The following is a 19,551-nucleotide window of genomic DNA, read 5'->3' as shown; positions in this document are numbered from 1 at the left end:
AATATTAACTGCACTGAGCTTTATTCATTAAGTAATGATCTAATAAAACACAATTCATCATTGCCTCACCAACGGGTACTGCACGTATACCAACACAAGGGTCATGCCTCCCTTTAACTGAGATGGTGGTATTTTTTCCAAATTTATCTATAGTTTTTCTAGTTGTTAAAATAGACGAAGTTGGTTTAACAGCAAATGATACGATAATTTCTTGTCCTGTTGAAATTCCACCAAGAATCCCACCTGCGTTATTAGAATTAAATTTTAATTTTTTACCTTTTTGGGAAATTTCATCTGAGTTTTGTTCTCCACTTAATTGTGCAGAATTCATCCCTGATCCAATATTAACACCTTTAACAGCATTGATACTCATCATTGCAGAAGCAATATCCATATCTAATTTAGAATAAATAGGAGCACCTAAGCCAACAGGAATTCCTCTAGCTCTTACTTCAATCACTGCACCACAAGAAGATCCTGATTTTCTTATATCTAGCAAATATTTTTCCCAAAGTTTGACCATATTTTTATCTGGGCAAAAAAATGGATTTTTACTAATAAGTTGATCACTCCAGTTAGTGGTATCACATCCTAATATTCCTAATTGAGTAACAGCACCAACCACTTTAAACTTTTTACCTAATTTATTTTCTAAAACTTTTTTCGCAATTGCCCCTGCTGCAACTCTTGAAGCTGTTTCTCTTGCAGAAGATCTACCACCTCCACGATAATCTCTTATTCCATATTTTTTAAAATACGTAAAATCAGCATGTCCTGGTCTAAATTTATCTTTAATATTTCCATAATCTTTTGATCTCATGTCTTGATTATAAATAATTAAAGAAATAGGTGTTCCAGTTGTCTTACCCTCGAATACTCCTGATAAAATTTGAACTTTATCGTCCTCTTTTCTCTGTGTAGTAAATTTTGATTGTCCAGGTTTTCTTTTATTTAATTCTAACTGAATATCTTGTTCTTTTAAGTTTATATTAGGTGGACAACCATCAACAACACACCCTATAGCTGGACCATGTGATTCTCCCCATGTAGTGAAGCGAAATTGCTTTCCAAAAGTATTAAATGACATTATCTATATTATATAGATTATTTTGTTAAAATTATAAATCAAAAAAACTCATTAGGCCTCAATAATTGCTTTTTAGACAAAAACGATCCAATAGACTTATTTGAAGTCTGGATGAATGAAGCAAGAAAGACAGAACCAAACGACCCAAATGCAGTAGCTTTAGGAACTTCTGATCATAATAACTCTCCATCAATTAGGATGGTTTTACTGAAAGACTTTAATAAAAATGGATTTGTCTTTTATACAAATTTGAATAGTCAAAAAGGAAATGATTTAAAAAATAACCCAAAAGCAGCAATGTGTTTTCATTGGAAAAGCCTCTTAAGACAAGTACGGATTAATGGAACAGTGCAAAAAGTTTCTAATGAAGTGGCTGATGAATATTACAATACTAGAGGTTATGAAAGCCGGATTGGAGCATGGGCCTCAAAACAAAGCACTATATTAAATAATAGAGATGAGCTTTTAAATTCAATAGAAGAATATAAAAAAAAATATAGCAATAAAAATGATGTTCCAAGACCAGAGTATTGGTCAGGTTGGAATTTAATACCTTCAAGTATAGAATTTTGGTTAGATGGAGATAGTAGAATTCACGAAAGACTAAAATATACTAAAGATAATGAGGGTAACTGGGCTAAATCTTTATTAAGTCCTTAAAAGGTTCTTTGTAGACTAAACGAAGTGAGACTTTCTAAAATCTTTTTTTCTTCACTATCTTTAAATACAGTTAAAGAATTTGATGAAAGATTAATAAAATGTTCAGCTTTTTTGTAACATTCATTAATTATATTGTATCTTTTAATAAGCTCTAAAGTAAAATTTAAATCTTCATTTGACCTTGTTTCTTGTTTAAAAATATTTTTTAATTTATCTTTTTCTATCGATGATACATTTTGAAATAATAAAATGACAGGTAGCGTAATTTTACCCTCAAGAAAATCTTTACCTATCTTTTTACCAAAAAATTTTAGATCAGAATTATAATCTAAAGTATCATCAGCAATTTGAAATGTTAAACCTAAGTTTTTTCCATAAAACTCCAGCGCCTCTTTTTCCTTTGTTTCTTTATTAGATAAAATAGCTCCAACTTTAGTTGCTGCAGAAAAAAGTTCAGCTGTTTTAGCTGTTATAATTTTAAAATAAGTTTCTTCTAACATGTCAACTTCACCTTTGTGCTGTAGTTGTAATACTTCTCCCTGAGCTATTTTTGATGAAGTTGAGGATAAAAGTTTTAGAACTTCCAAATTTCCATCTTCTACCATCATCTCAAAACACCTACTTAGAAGATAGTCCCCAACTAGTACAGAGGAGTGATTTCCCCAAATAGAATTTAATGTTTTTTTTCCTCTTCTTATATTTCCGAGATCAATAACATCATCATGCATTAAGGTTGCACCATGTATCATTTCTACACATGCTGCTAGATTAATATCTCGACCACCTTTTTTATATCCACATAATTTAGCCGATCCAAGAGTTAATAGAGCTCTCAATCTTTTGCCACCTGTTTCTATGTGGTAGTCAGTCATTTTTTGAACTAAATCAACGTCACTCGAAAGTTTTGATTTAATCTTTTCTTCAACTAAAACTAATTTTTCATCTACTGAATCCTTTAGTTGAAAATAAGAATTGTTTATTTGGTTTCTAAGCTGAACTACTGTTCCCATAAAAAATAAGTTAGTATAATTAAGTTATATTTATTACTTATCAATTGACGCACCTTAATCTTCAACTATAAGTAAGCTTTATATTATATCAAAAATTCTATAAGGATTAATAATGTTCTCTTTTTTTAAAAAAAAAAAATAATAGCTCATATCAAGCTAAATGGTGTCATAGGCAATGCTGGAAAGTTTAAACAAGGCATAGATTTTGCAGGACAAGAAGAGATCATAGAAAAAGCCTTTTCTTTAAAAAAAGCGAAAGCAGTAGCAATTACTATAAATTCACCCGGTGGATCGCCTGTACAATCCCACTTAATTTATAAATTCATTAGAGCTCAAGCCAAAAAAAATAAAATAAAAGTTATAGTATTTGCTGAAGATGTTGCTGCTTCTGGTGGATATTTAATAGCTTGTGCAGGTGATGAAATATATGCAAATTCTAGTTCAATTATTGGTTCTATAGGAGTTATCTATTCATCTTTTGGGTTTACAGAGTTAATAAAAAAAATTGGCGTTGAAAGAAGAGTTCATACTGCAGGAAAAAATAAAAGTTCACTAGATCCATTTCAAGAAGAAAAGTCAGAAGATATTGAGAGACTTAAGAATATTCAATTAGATTTACATAAAGACTTTATTAAAGTTGTAGAAGAAAGCAGAGGATCTAAACTTAAAAAAGATGGTATTGAATTATTCTCAGGAGAGTTTTGGGCAGGCAGCAAATCAAAAGAGCTAGGTTTGATTGATGGATTGGGTAATGCCAATGAAATTTTAAAAGAAAAATTTGGTGAAGATGTAGTTATTAAAAAATTTGAAAAATCTAAAGGTTGGTTAAGTAAAAAACTTTCATCTTCTGGTAATCAAATGGATCAAATGGCTAATATTCTAGAAGAAAGATCTATCTGGCAAAGATATGGCTTCTAAAGAAAAAATTATAAAACCTAAATTTCAATCTTTTCAAGATACTATTTTAAATCTTCAGAAATATTGGGGTAAACAGGGGTGTGTAATTTTACAACCATATGACATAGAAGTTGGAGCTGGAACCTTTCATCCTGCTACAACCTTAAGATCTCTAGGACCTAAGCCATGGAAAGCAGCTTATGTTCAACCATCAAGAAGACCTACTGATGGAAGGTATGGAGAGAACCCAAATAGATTGCAGCATTATTATCAATTTCAAGTTTTAATAAAGCCATCATCAGATAATATCAAAAAACTTTATTTAAATAGTTTGGCTGTTATTGGTATTAATCATAAAGAACATGACATTAGGTTTGTTGAAGATGATTGGGAAAGCCCAACATTGGGTGCTGCAGGACTAGGTTGGGAGGTTTGGTGTGATGGAATGGAAATTACTCAATTTACATATTTTCAACAAATGGCTGGATTTGAATGTAAACCTGTTTCAGTTGAAATTACATATGGTCTTGAAAGAATTTGCATGTTCACTCAACAAAAGAAAAATGTTTATGATTTATTATGGAATAATGAAGGTGTAAAATATGGTGATGTGTTTCTTCAAGCAGAAAAAGAATTTTCAGCATATAATTTTGAACACGCTAATACAGATAATCTATTCAAAATGTTTGATATGTTTGAGCTTGAAGCAAAAGCTTTGGTAGAAAAAAAAATTTCACTACCCGCATATGATCAATGTTTAAAAGCAAGCCATACATTTAATATATTGGATGCAAGGGGAGTTATAAGTGTTGCCCAAAGAGCAGGTTATATAGGGCGTATAAGAGACATTACAAAAGCAGTTGCAGAAAGTTGGTTAAGCAGTCAAACAGATTAATGTCAGAATTTTTTATAGAGCTGTTTAGTGAGGAAATACCAGCCGGTTTACAGCGTAACTCACGTAATGTTTTATTAGAAAATTTTCAAAATTTATTTGAAGAAAAAAAAATTTTATTTAAGAAAAGTTCATCATTTTCAACACCAAATCGTCTTATAATTTTATTTGAGGGTCTATCTAAAGAAATAACCCAAAAAGCTGAAGAGATAAAAGGACCAAATGTTAATGCACCAGATAAAGCTATAGAGGGTTTTTTAAGATCAAATCAAATAGATAAAAAAGATCTCTTTATTAAAAAGATAGAAAAAGGAGAATTTTATTTTTTTAAGAAACCTTCAAATAAAACTAATACAATAGATTTACTACAAGAATATACACCTCTAATCCTTGATAAATTACAATGGAAGAAATCAATGATTTGGGGAAATTATAATCTTAGTTGGGCGAGACCACTAAAGTCTATTTTAGCAGTTTTTGGTAATAAATGTTTAGATTTTAAATTTCATCATTTAATATCTTCCAACACAACATTTATTGATAAAGAGTTTGAAGATAAAAAAAAATATTTAAAACTTTTAAAAGCTATAAAGATTTCTTCAATCAATCAGGTATAATTATAGACCAAGTATTAAGAAAAGACTTTATTATTAAAGAAATTGAGAAAATATCTAGTAAAAATAATTTTATTGTTGAAACTAACAATAAACTTTTAAATGAAGTCACAGATATAGTTGAGCAACCGAATATTATAGTATGCAAATTTGATCATAAATTTTTGAATATTCCAAAAGAAATTTTGATAATTACGATGCAATATCATCAAAAATATTTTCCAACATTCGATAAAAAAGGAAAAATTACCAATGAATTTTTAGTTGTGGCAAATAATCATGATGAAAAAGGTTATATTAAACTAGGTAACGAAAGAGTTGTAGAGGCAAGATTAAGTGATGCACAATTCTTTTGGGAAAAAAATAAATCTCAAAATTTAGTTAAGCAAGTTTCAAAATTAAAAAGTATGAATTATTTTAAAGGTCTTGGATCTTATTTTGATAAAATTCAAAGAATGAGAAAGCTTGGAGGAATGATTTCTGATGAGCTATTAATTAGCAAAGATCAAGTTGAGTTATCAGCATCTATTTGTAAAGTTGATTTAATTTCTGATATCGTTGGTGAATTTCCAGAGCTTCAAGGAATTATGGGTGGACATTTTGCTAGAGTGCAAGGTTTTGATAAAGAAATTGCACTAGCTGTAAGTGAACATTATCAACCAACAGGTCTTGATAGCAAAACTCCAAAGAAACCATTTAGTATTGCTTTAGCTTTAACTGATAAGATTGACACTCTGGTAGGATTTTTTGGAATTGATCAAAAACCTACAAGCTCAAAAGATCCCTATGCACTGAGAAGATCAGCATTAGGAGTTATAAAATTATTAATTGATAATAATAAAGAATTTAAAATTAAAGATCTTATTAGTTATTCAACTTCTCTGCACAGAGACCAAGGCTTTAAACTTTCAAATAATTTATCTCAAAAAGAATTAGCAGAGTTTTTAATGGACAGATTAAAATATTATATGAAAGAAAAGAAAATTAGAACTGATATCACTGAAGCCAGCATAAACTCCTATGGAATAGATCATATGAATAAAATATATAAAAAAGCCTTAACTTTAAATAATTTAATAAATGAAGAAATTGGTGAAGATGTAATGGCTAGCTACAAAAGAGCATCAAGTATACTAGAAAGTGAATTAAAAAATAGTGATCTTGAAATATTAAATACAACTGACCCTGGTATTTTTAAAAATGACTATGAAAAAAATCTATTAAAAAAGATTAATGAATTAAGAAAATATTTTACAAATATAAATAAAGATGAAAATTACACAGAATCACTTACAAATTTAGCAGGAGCTAAAAAAGTGATTTTTGATTTTTTTGACAATGTAAAAGTTAATGATGAAGATAAAAGTATCAAAAAAAACAGATTGGAACTTTTACAAATGTTATGTAGAACCTTTGATAATTACATAAACTTTTCAAATATTGAGACCAAATAGTGAATAAATTAATTTTAAACTTCAAGTCTAAGGACTCAAAAAAAATAAAAAACCCAAAAAACTTTTTGGGTGGAAAAGGTGCAAATCTTTCTGAAATGGGAAGAATAGGTTTACCTGTTCCACCAGGATTTACCATCTCAACTAAAGTGTGTGAATTATTTTATAAAGATAAGAAAAAATTAAATTCACAAATAGTTAGTACTATAAAAAAAGAATTAAAAATCATTGAAAAAGAAGTTGGGAAAAAATTTGGTGATTTAAAAAATCCGTTATTACTATCTGTTAGATCTGGTGCTAGAGTTTCTATGCCTGGTATGATGGATACAATTTTAAATTTAGGTTTGAATGATAAAACAGTAATTGCACTTGCAAATAAAACTTCCAACATGAGATTTGCAAAAGATAGCTACAGAAGATTTATCCAAATGTATGGAAATGTTGTAATGGGAGTTGAAGGTTATCATTTTGAAGAATTAATTGAAAACTACAAACTAACTAAAGGTGTTTTACTTGATACAGATTTAGATGAAAATGATTGGGAAGGGCTAATTAATGATTTTAAAAAAGTTGTTAAGGATCAGGCTAAAAAAGATTTTCCTCAAAATGTATATGAGCAATTACTTGGTGCAATTAGCGCGGTATTTTTATCTTGGGAAAGTAATAGAGCAAAAGTCTACAGAAAATTAAACCAGATCTCTTCAGAATGGGGAACAGCAGTTAATGTTCAGTCTATGGTGTTTGGTAATATGGGTGATGATTGTGCAACTGGTGTTGTCTTTACAAGAAATCCATCAGATGGTGTTAATGAAGTTTATGGTGAATATTTAATTAATGCCCAAGGAGAAGATGTTGTAGCAGGAACAAGAACTCCTCAGTATATAACCAAAAAAGCAAGAAAAGATGCAAAGGTAAAAGAAGCTTCAATGGAAGAATCTATGCCAAAGGTTTTCAAACAACTAGATAAAATTCTAAAAGTTTTAGAAAAACATTACAAAGATATGCAAGACGTAGAATTTACAGTTGAAAATAATAAATTGTGGATGCTGCAGACAAGATCTGGAAAGAGAACTTCAAAATCTGCAGTTAGAATTGCAGTAGATATGGTTAAAGAAAAATTAATTTCAAAAAAAGAAGCAGTGATGAGAGTAGACCCAGCTTCTTTGGATGCTTTATTACACCCCACATTAGACGAAAGAAGTTCAGTTAATGTTATAGCGAATGGATTACCTGCCTCACCTGGTGCAGCTAGTGGTAAAGTTGTTTTTTCATCTGAAGAAGCAGAAAGATTAAACGATATGATGCAAGACACTATTTTGGTAAGAGTTGAAACATCCCCAGAAGATATTCATGGAATGCATGCTGCTAAAGGAATTTTAACTGCAAGAGGTGGAATGACTAGTCATGCTGCTGTTGTTGCAAGAGGTATGGGCAGACCTTGTGTATCTGGCTCTAGTGAAATTGATATTAACTATGAAGCTAAAACTTTTAAAACATCCTCTATCGAAGTTAAAGAAGGTGATATCATTACAATTGATGGTTCAACAGGTAGAATTATCTTAGGAGAAGTACCAACAGTTAAACCAGAAATTTCTGGAGAATTTTCAAAACTAATGAGTTGGGCAGATGGTTTTAGAAAATTAAAAGTTAGAACTAACTCAGAAACACCACTTGATACTAAAACAGCACGAGACTTTGGAGCAGAAGGTATTGGTCTTTGTAGAACAGAGCATATGTTTTTTGATGAAGAGAGAATTTTATCTGTTAGAGAAATGATTTTATCAAAAACAGTGGAAGATAGAAATAAAGCTCTAGCAAAACTTTTACCACATCAAAGAAAAGATTTTGTTGAAATATTTAAAATTATGAATGGCCTGCCAGTTACTGTAAGGTTATTAGACCCACCATTGCATGAGTTTCTTCCTAAAACTGAAAAAGAAATTAATGATGTTGCAACTGTCGTAGGTCTTCCTTTAAAAGAAATTGTATCTAGAATTAATGAACTACATGAACAAAATCCGATGTTAGGGCATAGAGGATGTAGATTAGGAATTTCATTTCCAGAAATTTATGAAATGCAATGTAGAGCAATCTTTGAAGCTTTGTCTGAACTTAAAATAAAAAAAATTAAGTCAGCATTTCCTGAGATTATGATCCCTCTAGTATCAACTGAAGCTGAAATTAGAATAATGAAGGACTTAGTTGTAAGAGTTGCAAAAAAAGTTCAAAAAGATAAAAAAGTTAAAGTTGATTATTTAGTTGGAACTATGATTGAGTTACCAAGAGCAGCCATCAAAGCAGATGATATAGCTAAACATGCGGAGTTCTTTAGTTTTGGAACTAATGACTTAACTCAAACAACATTTGGTTTAAGTAGAGATGATAGTGGTAAATTTTTAAATGATTATCTTGATAATAAGATTTTTTCTATAGACCCATTTATCTCTATAGATGATGGAGTGGGTGATTTAATAGAAATTGCAGTTGAAAAAGGAAGAAAAACAAATAAAAAAATTAAACTTGGAATTTGTGGAGAACATGGTGGAGACCCTAAAAGTATTCACTTTTGTGCAAATGCAGGTTTAGATTATGTTTCTTGCTCACCATATAGAGTTCCAATAGCAAGATTAGCTGCTGCACAAGCAGAGCTGTCTAAAAAAAATTAAATTTCTAATTTAAAATCTATAGCAGGCACACTATGAGTAATGCTACCAATAGAAATTCTATCAACACCAGTTGCTGCAATTTTTTTAACTGATTTTAGGGTTACATTTCCTGAAGCTTCTGTCTCGTAATGTTTTTTGGCTAATTTAACACCAGCTTTAAGTGTTTTGTTACCCATATTATCAAACAAAACAGTATTAAATTTTAAACCCATTATTTGTTTAAGCTGATTTAAATTATCAACTTCAACTGTGATTTTTCTTCCTTTTTTATTTTTGATTGCAAGAGACACTAAAGTTTTAATATCAGAACTTGCAATGTGATTATCTTTAATAAGAAATTCATCACTTAAGTTGAATCTATGGTTTGTACCACCACCTAACTTAACAGCATATTTTTGTATTACCCTTAAGGTTGGAATCGTTTTTCTAGTACAACAAATTTTACATTTTTTATTAATCAATTTAACAAATTGATTAGTTTTAGTGGCAATTCCAGAGACATGACTCATAAAATTTAAAGCAACTCTTTCACCAATTAGAATATTTTCAGCCTTACCCTCAATTGTAGCTATTATATCATTCTTAGTAATTAAGGAGCCTTCTTTTTTTTAATAATAAATTTAATTTTATCATCTATTAATTTAAATGTTTGTTTTGCAAATTCCAATCCAGCAACTACTGCTTGTTGATTAGAAATTAATTTAACTTTTATTATTTTGCTATTTTTAACTAAGTTTGAGGTAATATCACCAGAGGGATATAGATCTTCATTTAAAGCAAGCTTTACAATATTCTTGATATAATAATTACTTAATTTAATTTGAGACACTTTTATTATCTGCCAATCGCAACCATTCTTTCAACAGGAATTCTTGCTTTTTCTATTGTCTCTTTATCCATTATGATTTCACCTGTTTCATTTTCTAGGCAATCTAAAATTTTTGGTAATGTAATTTTCTTCATATGAGGACAAAGGTTACACGGTCTAATAAATTCTACATTTGGGTTTTCTACTTGAATATTATCACTCATTGAACATTCAGTAACCATCATAACTTTTTTAGGTTGATTGTCCTTAACATATTTAATCATCCCACCAGTTGATCCAGCAAAGTCACTTGCTTTAATTACGTCAGGTGGACATTCTGGATGAGCTATTATTTTAATCCCAGGATTTTTTGCTCTAATATCGTGTATTTCTTTTTCATTAAACTGGTCATGAACCATGCAAATACCTTTCCAGGCAATGATTTCAACATCAGTTTGAGAAGCAACATATTTTGCTAAGTAATCATCTGGTAAAAAAATAACTTTTTTAACTCCAAGAGATTCAACAATTTTAACTGCATTTGCAGATGTGCAACAAATGTCTGTTTCAGCCTTTACATCTGCAGAAGTATTTACATATGAGACAACAGGTACACCTGGATATTTTTCTTTTAACAATCTTACATCTTTACCTGTGATTGATGATGATAAAGAACAACCAGCAGTCATATCAGGAAGTAAAACTTTTTTTTCAGGACTCATTAACTTAGATGTTTCTGCCATGAAGTGAACTCCTGCCATTACAATAATATCAGCCTCAGTTTTTGAAGCCTCAATTGCAAGAGCTAAAGAGTCTGCAGCAACATCTGCAATACCATGATAAATTTCTGGAGTTTGATAATTATGAGCAAGTATAATTGCATTTTTTTCTTTTTTTAATTGATTGATTCTATGAATATAAGGAGCATGAACTGACCACTCAATCTCAGGCATAACCTTTGATATTTTTTGATAAATAGGATCAGTTGCTATTCTTACTTCTGGTGTAAATTCCATGTCAAAACTTATCAATTAGGTTAATACTTGTCATTCCTTATTATGCCACACTACTATATCCAATTTGGTATTTTTATTCTTAAAACTGCATTTTCACTTTTTAATTCACTGTCTTTTTTAAAGTTTTCATCTAGATATTTGATTAATGCAAAGGGATATTCATCATTAATCAATACTTTACCTATTTCAATATCATTGGCATAAATTGAAGCACCTTCAATTAAATTTCCACTGATTAATTGTATAGCTAATAATCTTTTGAAAAGTTTATTTTTTAGTTTTATTCTGGCCGTATTTTCCTGACCAACGTAACAGCCCTTTTTAAAATCTATTCCATTTAGCTCCTCAAAATTACATTCAATTCCAAATAGTTTATTTTGTAATTTATTCATTTCTTTTTGAGCAATTCCTAATTCATGACTTAATTTATAATATTCAGCAATTGGGGAATCCTTTAGTTCTAATTTTTTTAAAGATAGGTAAAGTTTTTCTAAATTAATAATAAGCCTTGCACCTAAGTCTTTATTTCTTGGGTCTAATAAAATAGGGTCCTCCCTATATTTTATTGTGTTTCCAGGCTGATCCTTGGCACCTTCAAATCTTAAAAATTTTTTACAACTAAATGCAGCAACAACAAATTCATTACTTAAATTCATAATTTCAACTTTAGATTTAAGTTTGTAGATGCTTAGTTGCTTAAAGAGCGCTTCTACTTGAGATTTTTCACAGTCAACAAAATAACCAGACTTATGTTTTACAATAATAAATGCAAAAAGAAACTTCCCTTGAGGACTTAGCAGTGATGCAAAACAACTATTGTCTTCATTAACCTTATTAATGTCATTACTAATCATATTTTGCAAAAATTCTTTAGCATCTGCTCCATTTATATAGAGAATTCCTCTATCTTCTAAAATATATACTTTTTGTGTATTCATAATTGATTGATAGCTAAATATAATATAATTACTTTTTTCATAAATGTTAGATCTAATAATTAAAAATGGTTCATGTTACATAGACAAAGCTCTTAAGGATCAAGATATAGCAATTAAAGATGGTAAAATTATAAAAATTGGCAAAATTGATAGTGAAGCAAAAGAGATTTTTGATGCTAAAGGGTTAACAGTTTTACCGGGCTGTATTGATACCCAAACTCATTTTAGAGAACCTGGGTCAACAGATACTGAAGATTTACACTCAGGAAGTAGGGCTGCAATAGTAGGTGGCATAACAAGTGTGTTTGAGATGCCAAACACTAATCCACCAACATCTACCAAGTTAGAGTTTCAGAAAAAATTAGATTTAGCTAAAAATAGAATGTATTGCAATTATGCATTTTATTTTGGAGCAACAGCTGATAACGCAAGTGAGTTAGCAGATTTGGTAAATTTAGAGGGCTGTTGTGGAATTAAACTATTTGCTGGATCCTCAACTGGAAATCTTTTAGTTTCTGAGGAAGAGGACATTGAAAAAGTATTTAAAAGTAGCTCAAAAGTTGTTGCAGTACATTCTGAGGATGAAGCAATTTTAAATATTAATAAAAAATTGATTAAAGAAGGAGATGTTCATTCACACCCAATTTGGAGAAGTGCTGAATGTGCAATCTCATCAACTAGAAGAATAGTCAGAATTGCTGAGCGATATAAGAAAAAAGCCCATATTCTTCATATCACTACGAAAGAGGAAATTGATTTTTTATCACAACACAAAGGCAACATAACATTTGAGATTACACCACAACATTTAACAATCTATGCTCCAGATTGTTATAATAAACTTGGAACTTATGCTCAAATGAATCCACCTTTAAGAGATAAGTCCCATTATGATAGATTGTGGTATGGAGTAAAAAATAATTTTAATGATACAATTGGTTCTGATCATGCTCCACATCTAAAAGAGAATAAAGAAAAAAATTATCCAAATTCACCATCTGGAATGCCAGGTGTTCAAACACTTTTACCAGTTATGTTAAATCATGTTAATGATGGAAAATTAAGTTTAGAACAATTAATGAATTCTATATGTGAAAATCCAGTAAAAATTTTTGAGATACAAGACAAAGGTTTTATTAAAGAGGGTTTTGATGCTGATTTCACAATCGTAGATATGAATAAAAAAATTACAATTAAAAATGAAAATATTGAAAGTAAATGTGGTTGGTCACCTTTTGATGGATATGAATTTAAAGGCACACCAGTATCAACAATCATTAACGGTCAAATCAAAATGAGGGATGGTAAAATTTTAGGTGGTCCTGATGGTAAGCCTTTAAAATTTTAAATAGTTTTTACTGAAAAGCTATTTACAAGCACAACTCCAAAAACAATAAAGAATAGTCCTAATACAGCCTGCCAAGACAATGATTGTTTAAAGAAGATATATCCTAATATTGCAACTGTAAATACTCCAAGACCACTCCATGTTGCATAAACAATAGCTATTGGAATTTTATCAACAACAAAAGTTATAAGATAAAAAGACAGCAAATAAAAGACTGCAAGAGTAGTCGTTGGAATAATTTTTGTAAAATTTTGTGAAATAGGTAGTAACATTGTTCCACCAACTTCAAAAAAATTGCAAACATTAAAATTAGATATGTTTTTATTAAATAAAAAAATTGTAAATTTTAGTTATGTAATAGTCAATATTATTTTTAAAATTAATTTTTTCTTTTTTTAGAAAATAAATTAGATAACTATGAGATTGCATTCTTCTTTTCCACCAATTATTGCTTAGGTATTTATGTTTTGAAGTAGCACTTTCTATATGCCGTCTATAGTATGTAAAGTGACCATTAACTTTACTAACTTTTTTTATTTTATATTTTGAATATAGACATATTCTAAAATCCATCCATACTTCTGGATATTTTCTTATAGAAATAGCCTTATACATATATTCAAATTCCTTTCTTTTTATACTTATGCAGCTAGTGGGGTGATTATAGGGCCATTGATTAAAAATTTTTTTTTTACTATTATCTATATTTATTTTATGTATTTTTTTATTTCTTTTAATTAGTGGATAATCAAATAAAAATTCAATTTCCTTATCTTTTTTGAAATAATTTACAACTTTTTCAATTTTATTTTTGTGAAAATAATCATCACTGTCTAGAAGGCAAATAATCTCACCTTTGCTTAATTTGTAAGCTTCCCAAAAAGCCTTCATTTGATTATAAGAACTTATATTAGTTTTTTTTTTGTTTCTTATAATTTTTATTTTTTTATATCTTTTAATTTCATTAATTGATTCATCTTTTGAATTATCATCAAAAAAAATAATTTCTATGTTCTTATATTTCTGTTTTTTAAGAGAATTAATACAATCTGCTATGTATTTAGCATTATTATAATTTGCAATTAATATAGATACTAAAGGGTTTTTCAAAATTTAATATTGTTTGAATATTTCTATTTAATTATTTTATTATAAATGAATTCTTTTTTAATTTCTTCTAAAATTAATGGATCATCAATAGTTGCAGGTATTTTGTATTCCTCTTTATCAGCAATTTTTCTTAGTGTTCCTCTTAAAATCTTTCCTGATCTTGTTTTAGGTAATCTTTTAATAACAATTACAACTTTAAATGCAGCAACAGGACCAATTTTATCTCTAACCATTTTAATACATTCTTTTGAAACTGTTTCATTATCCTTTTTAACACCTAGTTTAAGAATAACTAATCCTATTGGTAATTGCCCTTTTAATCTATCAGCAACTCCTAACACGGCACATTCAGCAACTGATTGATGTTCAGATAAAACTTCTTCTATAGCGCCTGTTGATAGTCTGTGACCTGCAACGTTAATAACGTCATCTGTTCTAGACATGATCCAGATATACCCATCTTCATCAATATGGCCAGCATCATATGTTTCATAATAACCCTCATAATTAGTCATGTAGTTATCTTTATATCTTTTGTCTGCATTCCATAACGTTGGAAAGGTTCCTGGTGGTAACGGCAATTTTACAACAATATCTCCCATTTCATTCGGCTTAGCTAGTGTTTGATCAGGCTTCATGATTTGAACATCATAACCAGGAACTGCTTTGCATGCTGAACCATATTTTGTTTTCATCATTTCAATTCCTGTACAATTAGAACTAATTGCCCAACTTGTCTCAGTTTGCCACCAATGGTCAATTACTGGAACTTTTAATAAGTTTTCTGCCCATTTAATGGTATCTGGGTCAGCTCTTTCACCAGCTAAAAACAATGACTCAAATTTACTCAAATCATATTTAGAAAAAAACTTACCCTCAGGGTCTTCTTTTTTAATAGCTCTAAAAGCAGTTGGTGCAGTAAAAAGGGATTTTACTTTGTAGTCTGAAATTATTTTCCAAAAAGCACCAGCATCAGGAGTGCCAACGGGCTTCCCTTCGAATAATACTGTAGCGCAACCTTTAAATAAAGGGGCATAAACAATATATGAATGTCCAACAATCCATCCGATATCACTTGCTGACCACCAGACATCATCAGCATCAATATTGTAAATATTTTTCATAGTCCATTTAAGAGCAACTATATGACCTCCAATATCTCTAACTATTCCTTTGGGAACACCTGTGGTTCCAGAAGTATATAAAATATAAGCAAGATCATTTGAATTCATCTCGACACAATCTACTTCTTTTGCATTTGAAAGTGCTTCACCCCAACTGATTTCTTTTGGAGCGTTAAGTTCAACTGTGTGATCTATTCTTTGAAATAAGATCATTTTATCTATTTTATGAGAAGCCATTTTAATTGCCGCATCAACCAATGGTTTGTACTCAACAGTTTTTCCAGGTTCAAAGCCACATGAAGCTGTAACTATTACCTTTGCTTTACTGTCATCAATTCTGCTAGCAAGTTCATTTGAGGCAAACCCCCCAAACACTACAGAGTGAATTGCTCCAATTCTCCCACATGCTAACATTGCTATAACTGCCTCTGGAATCATAGGCATATAGATTATAACTCTATCACCTTTGTTGACTCCTTGATTTCTTAGCGCTCCTGCAAATTTTGAAACTTTTTCTTTTAATTCTTTGTAGGTAAACTGTTTTTTGTTGCCAGTTATTGGGCTGTCATAGATTAAAGCTAGCTTGTCGCCTCTACCTTGATCGATATGAATGTCTAAAGCATTATAACAAGTGTTGGTAACACCATCCTCAAACCATTTATAAAAAGGTGGGTTAGATTTATTTAAAATTTTAGTGGGTTTTTTAAACCAAAAAATATCATTAGATACTTCTTGCCAAAAATCTTCAGGATTTTTTAAAGAATTTTGGTAAATATCATTAAATTTTTTTGACATATGATTTGATTCTATTTTGTTAGTTTTTTAAGCTTATTAAATTAAAAATTGTATTAAAATTTAAAAAGTAAGTAAAATCAATACAAATTAGATGTAATTAAGCCTTCTAAAAACTAGATAACTTTGATAGTTAACCTTCAACATGACTTAAACATTAGTTTAGGTCTAGTTTATATAAACTAAAGTTAAAAACTAACAAAGATGGAGTTTTTTATGAAAAAACTAAAATTGTTTGCTCTTACAGCTGTAGCCCTAATGGGTGCTTCAGGTGTAGCAAACGCAGAGACTGCGATGTTAGCGTCTGATGACTTTGTTGGAATCTCGTTTTGGGTGATTTCAATGGCGTTATTAGCGTCAACTGCTTTCTTTTTCCTAGAAGCAGGAAGTGTTGCTTCAGGTTGGAGAACGTCAATAATTGTTGCTGGTCTAGTAACTGGTATCGCTTTTATACATTACATGTATATGAGAGATGTATGGGTAATAACTGGTAAGTCACCAACAGTTTACAGATATATTGACTGGTTAATCACTGTACCATTACAAATGATAGAATTTTATTTAATTCTAGCTGCTGTAGGAAAAGCAAATGCTGGAATATTCTGGAGATTGTTAATTGGAACAGTTGTGATGCTACTTGGTGGATACTTAGGAGAAGCAGGATACATTAACGCTACACTTGGTTTTGTAATCGGTATGGCTGGATGGTTCTACATTCTTTATGAAGTATTCTCAGGTGAAGCAGGTAAGGCTGCAGCAAAAAGTGGTAACAAAGCTCTTGTTACTGCATTTGGTGCAATGAGAATGATTATTACAGTAGGTTGGGCAATCTACCCATTAGGTTACGTATTTGGTTACCTAACAGGTGGCATCGATGCTAACTCACTTAATGTTATTTATAACCTTGCTGACTTCTTAAACAAGATTGCATTTGGTCTAGTAATTTGGGCTGCAGCAACGCAAGCTGGTGGTAGAAAAGCTAGATAATTAGCAAACATAAATAATTTAAGAAGGGCGAGTACATTTTGTGTACTTGCCCTTTTTTTTATGTAATTATATATAGTTCAATGCCTAAAATTACCTACATTGAAAATAATGGAAAGTCTCACACCATAGAAGTTTCTAATGGGTTAAGTGTAATGGAGGGTGCGGTTCAAAACGATATTCCAGGAATAGATGCCGATTGTGGAGGTGGAATGGCTTGTGCCACTTGCCATGTTTATGTCAAAGAAGAATGGTTTAATAAACTTCCAAAAAAAGAAGATGGTGAAGAAGATATGTTAGATATGGCTTTTGAACCTAATAAATTTAGTAGATTAAGTTGTCAGCTATTAGTTTCTGATGAACTAGATGGACTAACGGTTAGCATTCCATCAAAACAAGGTTAAATGATTAAAACAGATACTTTGATAATAGGTGCAGGGCCAGTTGGATTATTTTGTGTTCATCAATTAGGAATAATCGGATTAAAATGTGAAGTAGTTGATAATTTAGATAAAATAGGTGGACAGTGCATTGAACTTTATCCTGATAAACCTATTTATGATATTCCTGCTGTTCCAGAATGCACTGGAGAAGAGTTAACTAAAAACTTAATTGAACAGATTAAAGCATTTAAAACAAATTTTCATTTAAATGAGCGAGTACAAGAAATTAAAAAAGTTGAAAAAAAATGGTTAATAAAGACCAATAAAGGAACTGAATTTGAAGCATCAAGTATAATTATTGCAGCTGGTGTAGGATCTTTTGAGCCAAGAAAATTCCCAACAAAAGAAATTGAAAAGTATGAAGGAAAACAAATACTTTATTCAATTAAAGACAAAAAAATCTTTAAAGATAAAACAGTTACCATTTTTGGTGGAGGAGACTCAGCGCTAGATTGGGCGATAGAACTCTCAAATACATCTAAAGTTATATTAGTCCACAGAAGAGATGAATTTAGAGGAATGCAAGCAAGTATTGATAAAGTTAACCAATTAAAAGATGAAGGTAAGATAGAAGTTCATACTAAATACCAATTAGGTTCAGTTAGCGGTAATGAAAAAGTTGAAGGTATTAACATCAAGCATGATGATGAGAGTATAAAAGAAATTAAAACTGATTATGTTTTGGGCTTTTTTGGATTAATAATGCAACTAGGGCCAATTGCTGAATGGGGATTAAATTTAGATAAGAAAACAATACCGGTTAATACAGAAAATTTTGAAACCAATAAAGAAGGTATTTTTGCAATTGGTGATATTTGCACCTATCCCGGAAAACTTAAATTAATTCTTTCAGGTTTTCATGAGGGAGCATTAGCTGCTAGAGGTTGTTTTAAATACGCTAAACCAGATGAAAAATACAGATTTGAGTTTACCACTTCCTCTAAGACAGTAAAAAGCAGATTGGGTGTTAAAGAGTGATAGAGCTATTTACAGCAGATACTCCAAATGGAAAAAAAATAACAATAATGTTAGAAGAAATAGGTTGTGATTTTAAAGTTACTAAAATTGATTTGTCAAAAGATGAGCAATTTAAAAAAGATTTTAAAAAAATAAGCCCATTTGGAAAGATACCAGTAATTACAGATCATGAAAATGGACAGTCATTATTCGAGTCTGGTGCAATACTTATATATTTAGCTGAAAAACATAACAAATTTTATGAAGCAAAAGATAGGCATACCATAAACCAATGGTTGATGGCGCAGATGGGAATTATAGGACCAATGATTGGACAGCATCATCAGTTTCATCATTACAATCCTGGAAAAAGTGAATTTGGAGAAGAAAGATATTTTAAAATTACAAAAAGAATTTATAGCGAACTAGATGAGAGATTATCTTCATCAAAATACTTAGCTGGGGATGATTATACAATTGCAGATATTGCAACATGGCCTTGGATTGCAAGACATGAATGGCATGATATTGGACTTAAGAATTATAAGAATTTATCAAGTTGGTATATTGATATTTCTAAAAGAGAAGCAGTAATAAAAGGATATCAGTTTATGAATAAAAAAGAGTTTCCTCCTCAACCTTAATCTCTTAACTAATTAGTCTGTATATAGAGCTTAAGATACCATTTCCTGATAATTCTATAGCTAACACAACAACAATAATTAGTATTATTTTTTTGTTCATTTAATAAATA

General features: G+C 30.2%; 18 protein-coding genes and 2 pseudogenes. 12 read left to right on the top strand and 8 right to left on the bottom strand.

Annotated features, from left to right (window positions below; all coding sequences use genetic code 11):
• Positions 1 to 4: 4 nt before the first annotated feature.
• Complete coding sequence (aroC, locus tag ABXT63_RS05415; RefSeq protein WP_415320563.1) at positions 5 to 1,087, bottom strand: chorismate synthase; 1,083 nt, start codon at positions 1,085 to 1,087, stop codon at positions 5 to 7.
• A 33-nt stretch (positions 1,088 to 1,120) separates the two neighbouring features.
• Between aroC and pdxH the strand changes: the two genes are divergently transcribed.
• Positions 1,121 to 1,747 carry a pyridoxamine 5'-phosphate oxidase gene (gene pdxH, locus ABXT63_RS05410; protein WP_415321956.1) on the top strand — a complete coding sequence of 209 codons (627 nt, stop codon included), beginning with the start codon at positions 1,121 to 1,123 and terminating at the stop codon, positions 1,745 to 1,747.
• Here the strand turns inward: pdxH and ABXT63_RS05405 are convergent.
• Positions 1,744 to 2,757 carry a polyprenyl synthetase family protein gene (locus ABXT63_RS05405; protein ID WP_415320562.1) on the bottom strand — a complete coding sequence of 338 codons (1,014 nt, stop codon included), beginning with the start codon at positions 2,755 to 2,757 and terminating at the stop codon, positions 1,744 to 1,746. The two genes, pdxH and ABXT63_RS05405, sit on opposite strands and share 4 nt — an antisense overlap.
• Positions 2,758 to 2,895: 138 nt before the next feature.
• Here ABXT63_RS05405 and ABXT63_RS05400 point away from each other — a divergent pair.
• The 6 genes and pseudogenes from ABXT63_RS05400 to ppdK form a co-directional block, all read left to right on the top strand.
• Positions 2,896 to 3,471: pseudogene (locus tag ABXT63_RS05400) on the top strand (S49 family peptidase); the annotation flags it as partial.
• A gap of 18 nt (positions 3,472 to 3,489) precedes the next feature.
• Positions 3,490 to 3,675: a hypothetical protein gene (locus tag ABXT63_RS05395; RefSeq protein WP_415320561.1), complete on the top strand. Its 186-nt coding sequence runs from the start codon at positions 3,490 to 3,492 to the stop codon at positions 3,673 to 3,675.
• Complete coding sequence (locus ABXT63_RS05390) at positions 3,665 to 4,549, top strand: glycine--tRNA ligase subunit alpha (RefSeq protein WP_415320560.1); 885 nt, start codon at positions 3,665 to 3,667, stop codon at positions 4,547 to 4,549. Before ABXT63_RS05395 ends, ABXT63_RS05390 begins: the two co-directional genes overlap by 11 nt.
• Positions 4,549 to 5,163, top strand: coding sequence for a glycine--tRNA ligase subunit beta (locus tag ABXT63_RS05385; protein ID WP_415320559.1), 615 nt, complete (start codon positions 4,549 to 4,551; stop codon positions 5,161 to 5,163). Before ABXT63_RS05390 ends, ABXT63_RS05385 begins: the two co-directional genes overlap by 1 nt.
• Positions 5,112 to 6,614, top strand: a complete 1,503-nt coding sequence (gene glyS / locus ABXT63_RS05380) for a glycine--tRNA ligase subunit beta (protein WP_415321954.1) — start codon at positions 5,112 to 5,114, stop codon at positions 6,612 to 6,614. The genes ABXT63_RS05385 and glyS overlap by 52 nt, the downstream gene beginning before the upstream one ends.
• A complete protein-coding gene (ppdK, locus tag ABXT63_RS05375; protein WP_415320558.1) occupies positions 6,614 to 9,277 on the top strand; it encodes a pyruvate, phosphate dikinase in 2,664 nt (887 codons plus the stop codon). Before glyS ends, ppdK begins: the two co-directional genes overlap by 1 nt.
• On the opposite strand, the pseudogene nadC reads toward ppdK, so the two are convergent.
• The 3 genes and pseudogenes from nadC to ABXT63_RS05360 form a co-directional block, all read right to left on the bottom strand.
• A pseudogene (gene nadC / locus ABXT63_RS05370) lies at positions 9,274 to 10,106 on the bottom strand (carboxylating nicotinate-nucleotide diphosphorylase). The gene ppdK and the pseudogene nadC sit on opposite strands and share 4 nt — an antisense overlap.
• A gap of 5 nt (positions 10,107 to 10,111) precedes the next feature.
• Complete coding sequence (gene nadA, locus ABXT63_RS05365) at positions 10,112 to 11,101, bottom strand: quinolinate synthase NadA (RefSeq protein WP_415320557.1); 990 nt, start codon at positions 11,099 to 11,101, stop codon at positions 10,112 to 10,114.
• A 53-nt stretch (positions 11,102 to 11,154) separates the two neighbouring features.
• Positions 11,155 to 12,039 carry a YgfZ/GcvT domain-containing protein gene (locus ABXT63_RS05360; RefSeq protein ID WP_415320556.1) on the bottom strand — a complete coding sequence of 295 codons (885 nt, stop codon included), beginning with the start codon at positions 12,037 to 12,039 and terminating at the stop codon, positions 11,155 to 11,157.
• Positions 12,040 to 12,082: 43 nt separating this feature from the next.
• Here ABXT63_RS05360 and ABXT63_RS05355 point away from each other — a divergent pair, with 43 nt between their 5' ends.
• Positions 12,083 to 13,387 carry a dihydroorotase gene (locus ABXT63_RS05355; RefSeq protein ID WP_415320555.1) on the top strand — a complete coding sequence of 435 codons (1,305 nt, stop codon included), beginning with the start codon at positions 12,083 to 12,085 and terminating at the stop codon, positions 13,385 to 13,387.
• Here ABXT63_RS05355 and ABXT63_RS05350 read toward each other — a convergent pair.
• The 3 genes from ABXT63_RS05350 to ABXT63_RS05340 are packed head-to-tail and all read right to left on the bottom strand — an operon-like array spanning position 13,384 to position 16,416.
• A complete protein-coding gene (locus ABXT63_RS05350) occupies positions 13,384 to 13,659 on the bottom strand; it encodes a DMT family transporter (RefSeq protein WP_415320554.1) in 276 nt (91 codons plus the stop codon). The two genes, ABXT63_RS05355 and ABXT63_RS05350, sit on opposite strands and share 4 nt — an antisense overlap.
• Positions 13,660 to 13,711: 52 nt before the next feature.
• Positions 13,712 to 14,497 (bottom strand): glycosyltransferase family A protein, encoded by a 786-nt coding sequence (locus tag ABXT63_RS05345; protein ID WP_415320553.1) that lies wholly within the window; start codon positions 14,495 to 14,497, stop codon positions 13,712 to 13,714.
• Positions 14,498 to 14,520: 23 nt separating this feature from the next.
• Positions 14,521 to 16,416 (bottom strand): propionyl-CoA synthetase, encoded by a 1,896-nt coding sequence (locus tag ABXT63_RS05340; RefSeq protein WP_415320552.1) that lies wholly within the window; start codon positions 16,414 to 16,416, stop codon positions 14,521 to 14,523.
• Positions 16,417 to 16,629: 213 nt separating this feature from the next.
• Here ABXT63_RS05340 and ABXT63_RS05335 point away from each other — a divergent pair, with 213 nt between their 5' ends.
• The 4 genes from ABXT63_RS05335 to ABXT63_RS05320 all read left to right on the top strand — a co-directional run bounded on the left by ABXT63_RS05335 (position 16,630) and on the right by ABXT63_RS05320 (position 19,441).
• Positions 16,630 to 17,400 carry a bacteriorhodopsin-like gene (locus ABXT63_RS05335; RefSeq protein ID WP_415320551.1) on the top strand — a complete coding sequence of 257 codons (771 nt, stop codon included), beginning with the start codon at positions 16,630 to 16,632 and terminating at the stop codon, positions 17,398 to 17,400.
• Positions 17,401 to 17,480: 80 nt separating this feature from the next.
• A complete protein-coding gene (locus ABXT63_RS05330) occupies positions 17,481 to 17,801 on the top strand; it encodes a 2Fe-2S iron-sulfur cluster-binding protein (RefSeq protein WP_271492689.1) in 321 nt (106 codons plus the stop codon).
• Positions 17,802 to 18,818, top strand: a complete 1,017-nt coding sequence (locus ABXT63_RS05325) for an NAD(P)/FAD-dependent oxidoreductase (RefSeq protein WP_415320550.1) — start codon at positions 17,802 to 17,804, stop codon at positions 18,816 to 18,818.
• Entirely contained in the window at positions 18,815 to 19,441 is a 627-nt protein-coding gene (locus ABXT63_RS05320; RefSeq protein WP_415320549.1) for a glutathione S-transferase family protein, read from the top strand. The genes ABXT63_RS05325 and ABXT63_RS05320 overlap by 4 nt, the downstream gene beginning before the upstream one ends.
• Positions 19,442 to 19,551 lie beyond the last annotated feature (110 nt).

The sequence above is a fragment of the Candidatus Pelagibacter sp. Uisw_092 genome, from assembly GCF_047729545.1.
Taxonomy (GTDB): Bacteria; Pseudomonadota; Alphaproteobacteria; order Pelagibacterales; family Pelagibacteraceae; genus Pelagibacter.
Note: the sequence above shows the minus strand (reverse complement) of the source record. Positions and strands in the feature narration are given on the sequence as shown.

Excerpts from the sequence above, each read along its gene's own strand:
- aroC (WP_415320563.1), bottom strand. The coding sequence starts at position 1,087 with ATGTCATTTAATACTTTTGGAAAGCAATTTCGCTTCACTACATGGGGA.
- ABXT63_RS05405 (WP_415320562.1), bottom strand. The coding sequence starts at position 2,757 with ATGGGAACAGTAGTTCAGCTTAGAAACCAAATAAACAATTCTTATTTT.
- ABXT63_RS05390 (WP_415320560.1), top strand. The coding sequence starts at position 3,665 with ATGGCTTCTAAAGAAAAAATTATAAAACCTAAATTTCAATCTTTTCAA.
- ABXT63_RS05385 (WP_415320559.1), top strand. The coding sequence starts at position 4,549 with ATGTCAGAATTTTTTATAGAGCTGTTTAGTGAGGAAATACCAGCCGGT.
- nadA (WP_415320557.1), bottom strand. The coding sequence starts at position 11,101 with ATGGAATTTACACCAGAAGTAAGAATAGCAACTGATCCTATTTATCAA.
- ABXT63_RS05360 (WP_415320556.1), bottom strand. The coding sequence starts at position 12,039 with ATGAATACACAAAAAGTATATATTTTAGAAGATAGAGGAATTCTCTAT.
- ABXT63_RS05355 (WP_415320555.1), top strand. The coding sequence starts at position 12,083 with ATGTTAGATCTAATAATTAAAAATGGTTCATGTTACATAGACAAAGCT.
- ABXT63_RS05350 (WP_415320554.1), bottom strand. The coding sequence starts at position 13,659 with ATGTTACTACCTATTTCACAAAATTTTACAAAAATTATTCCAACGACT.
- ABXT63_RS05340 (WP_415320552.1), bottom strand. The coding sequence starts at position 16,416 with ATGTCAAAAAAATTTAATGATATTTACCAAAATTCTTTAAAAAATCCT.
- ABXT63_RS05335 (WP_415320551.1), top strand. The coding sequence starts at position 16,630 with ATGAAAAAACTAAAATTGTTTGCTCTTACAGCTGTAGCCCTAATGGGT.
- ABXT63_RS05330 (WP_271492689.1), top strand. The coding sequence starts at position 17,481 with ATGCCTAAAATTACCTACATTGAAAATAATGGAAAGTCTCACACCATA.
- ABXT63_RS05325 (WP_415320550.1), top strand. The coding sequence starts at position 17,802 with ATGATTAAAACAGATACTTTGATAATAGGTGCAGGGCCAGTTGGATTA.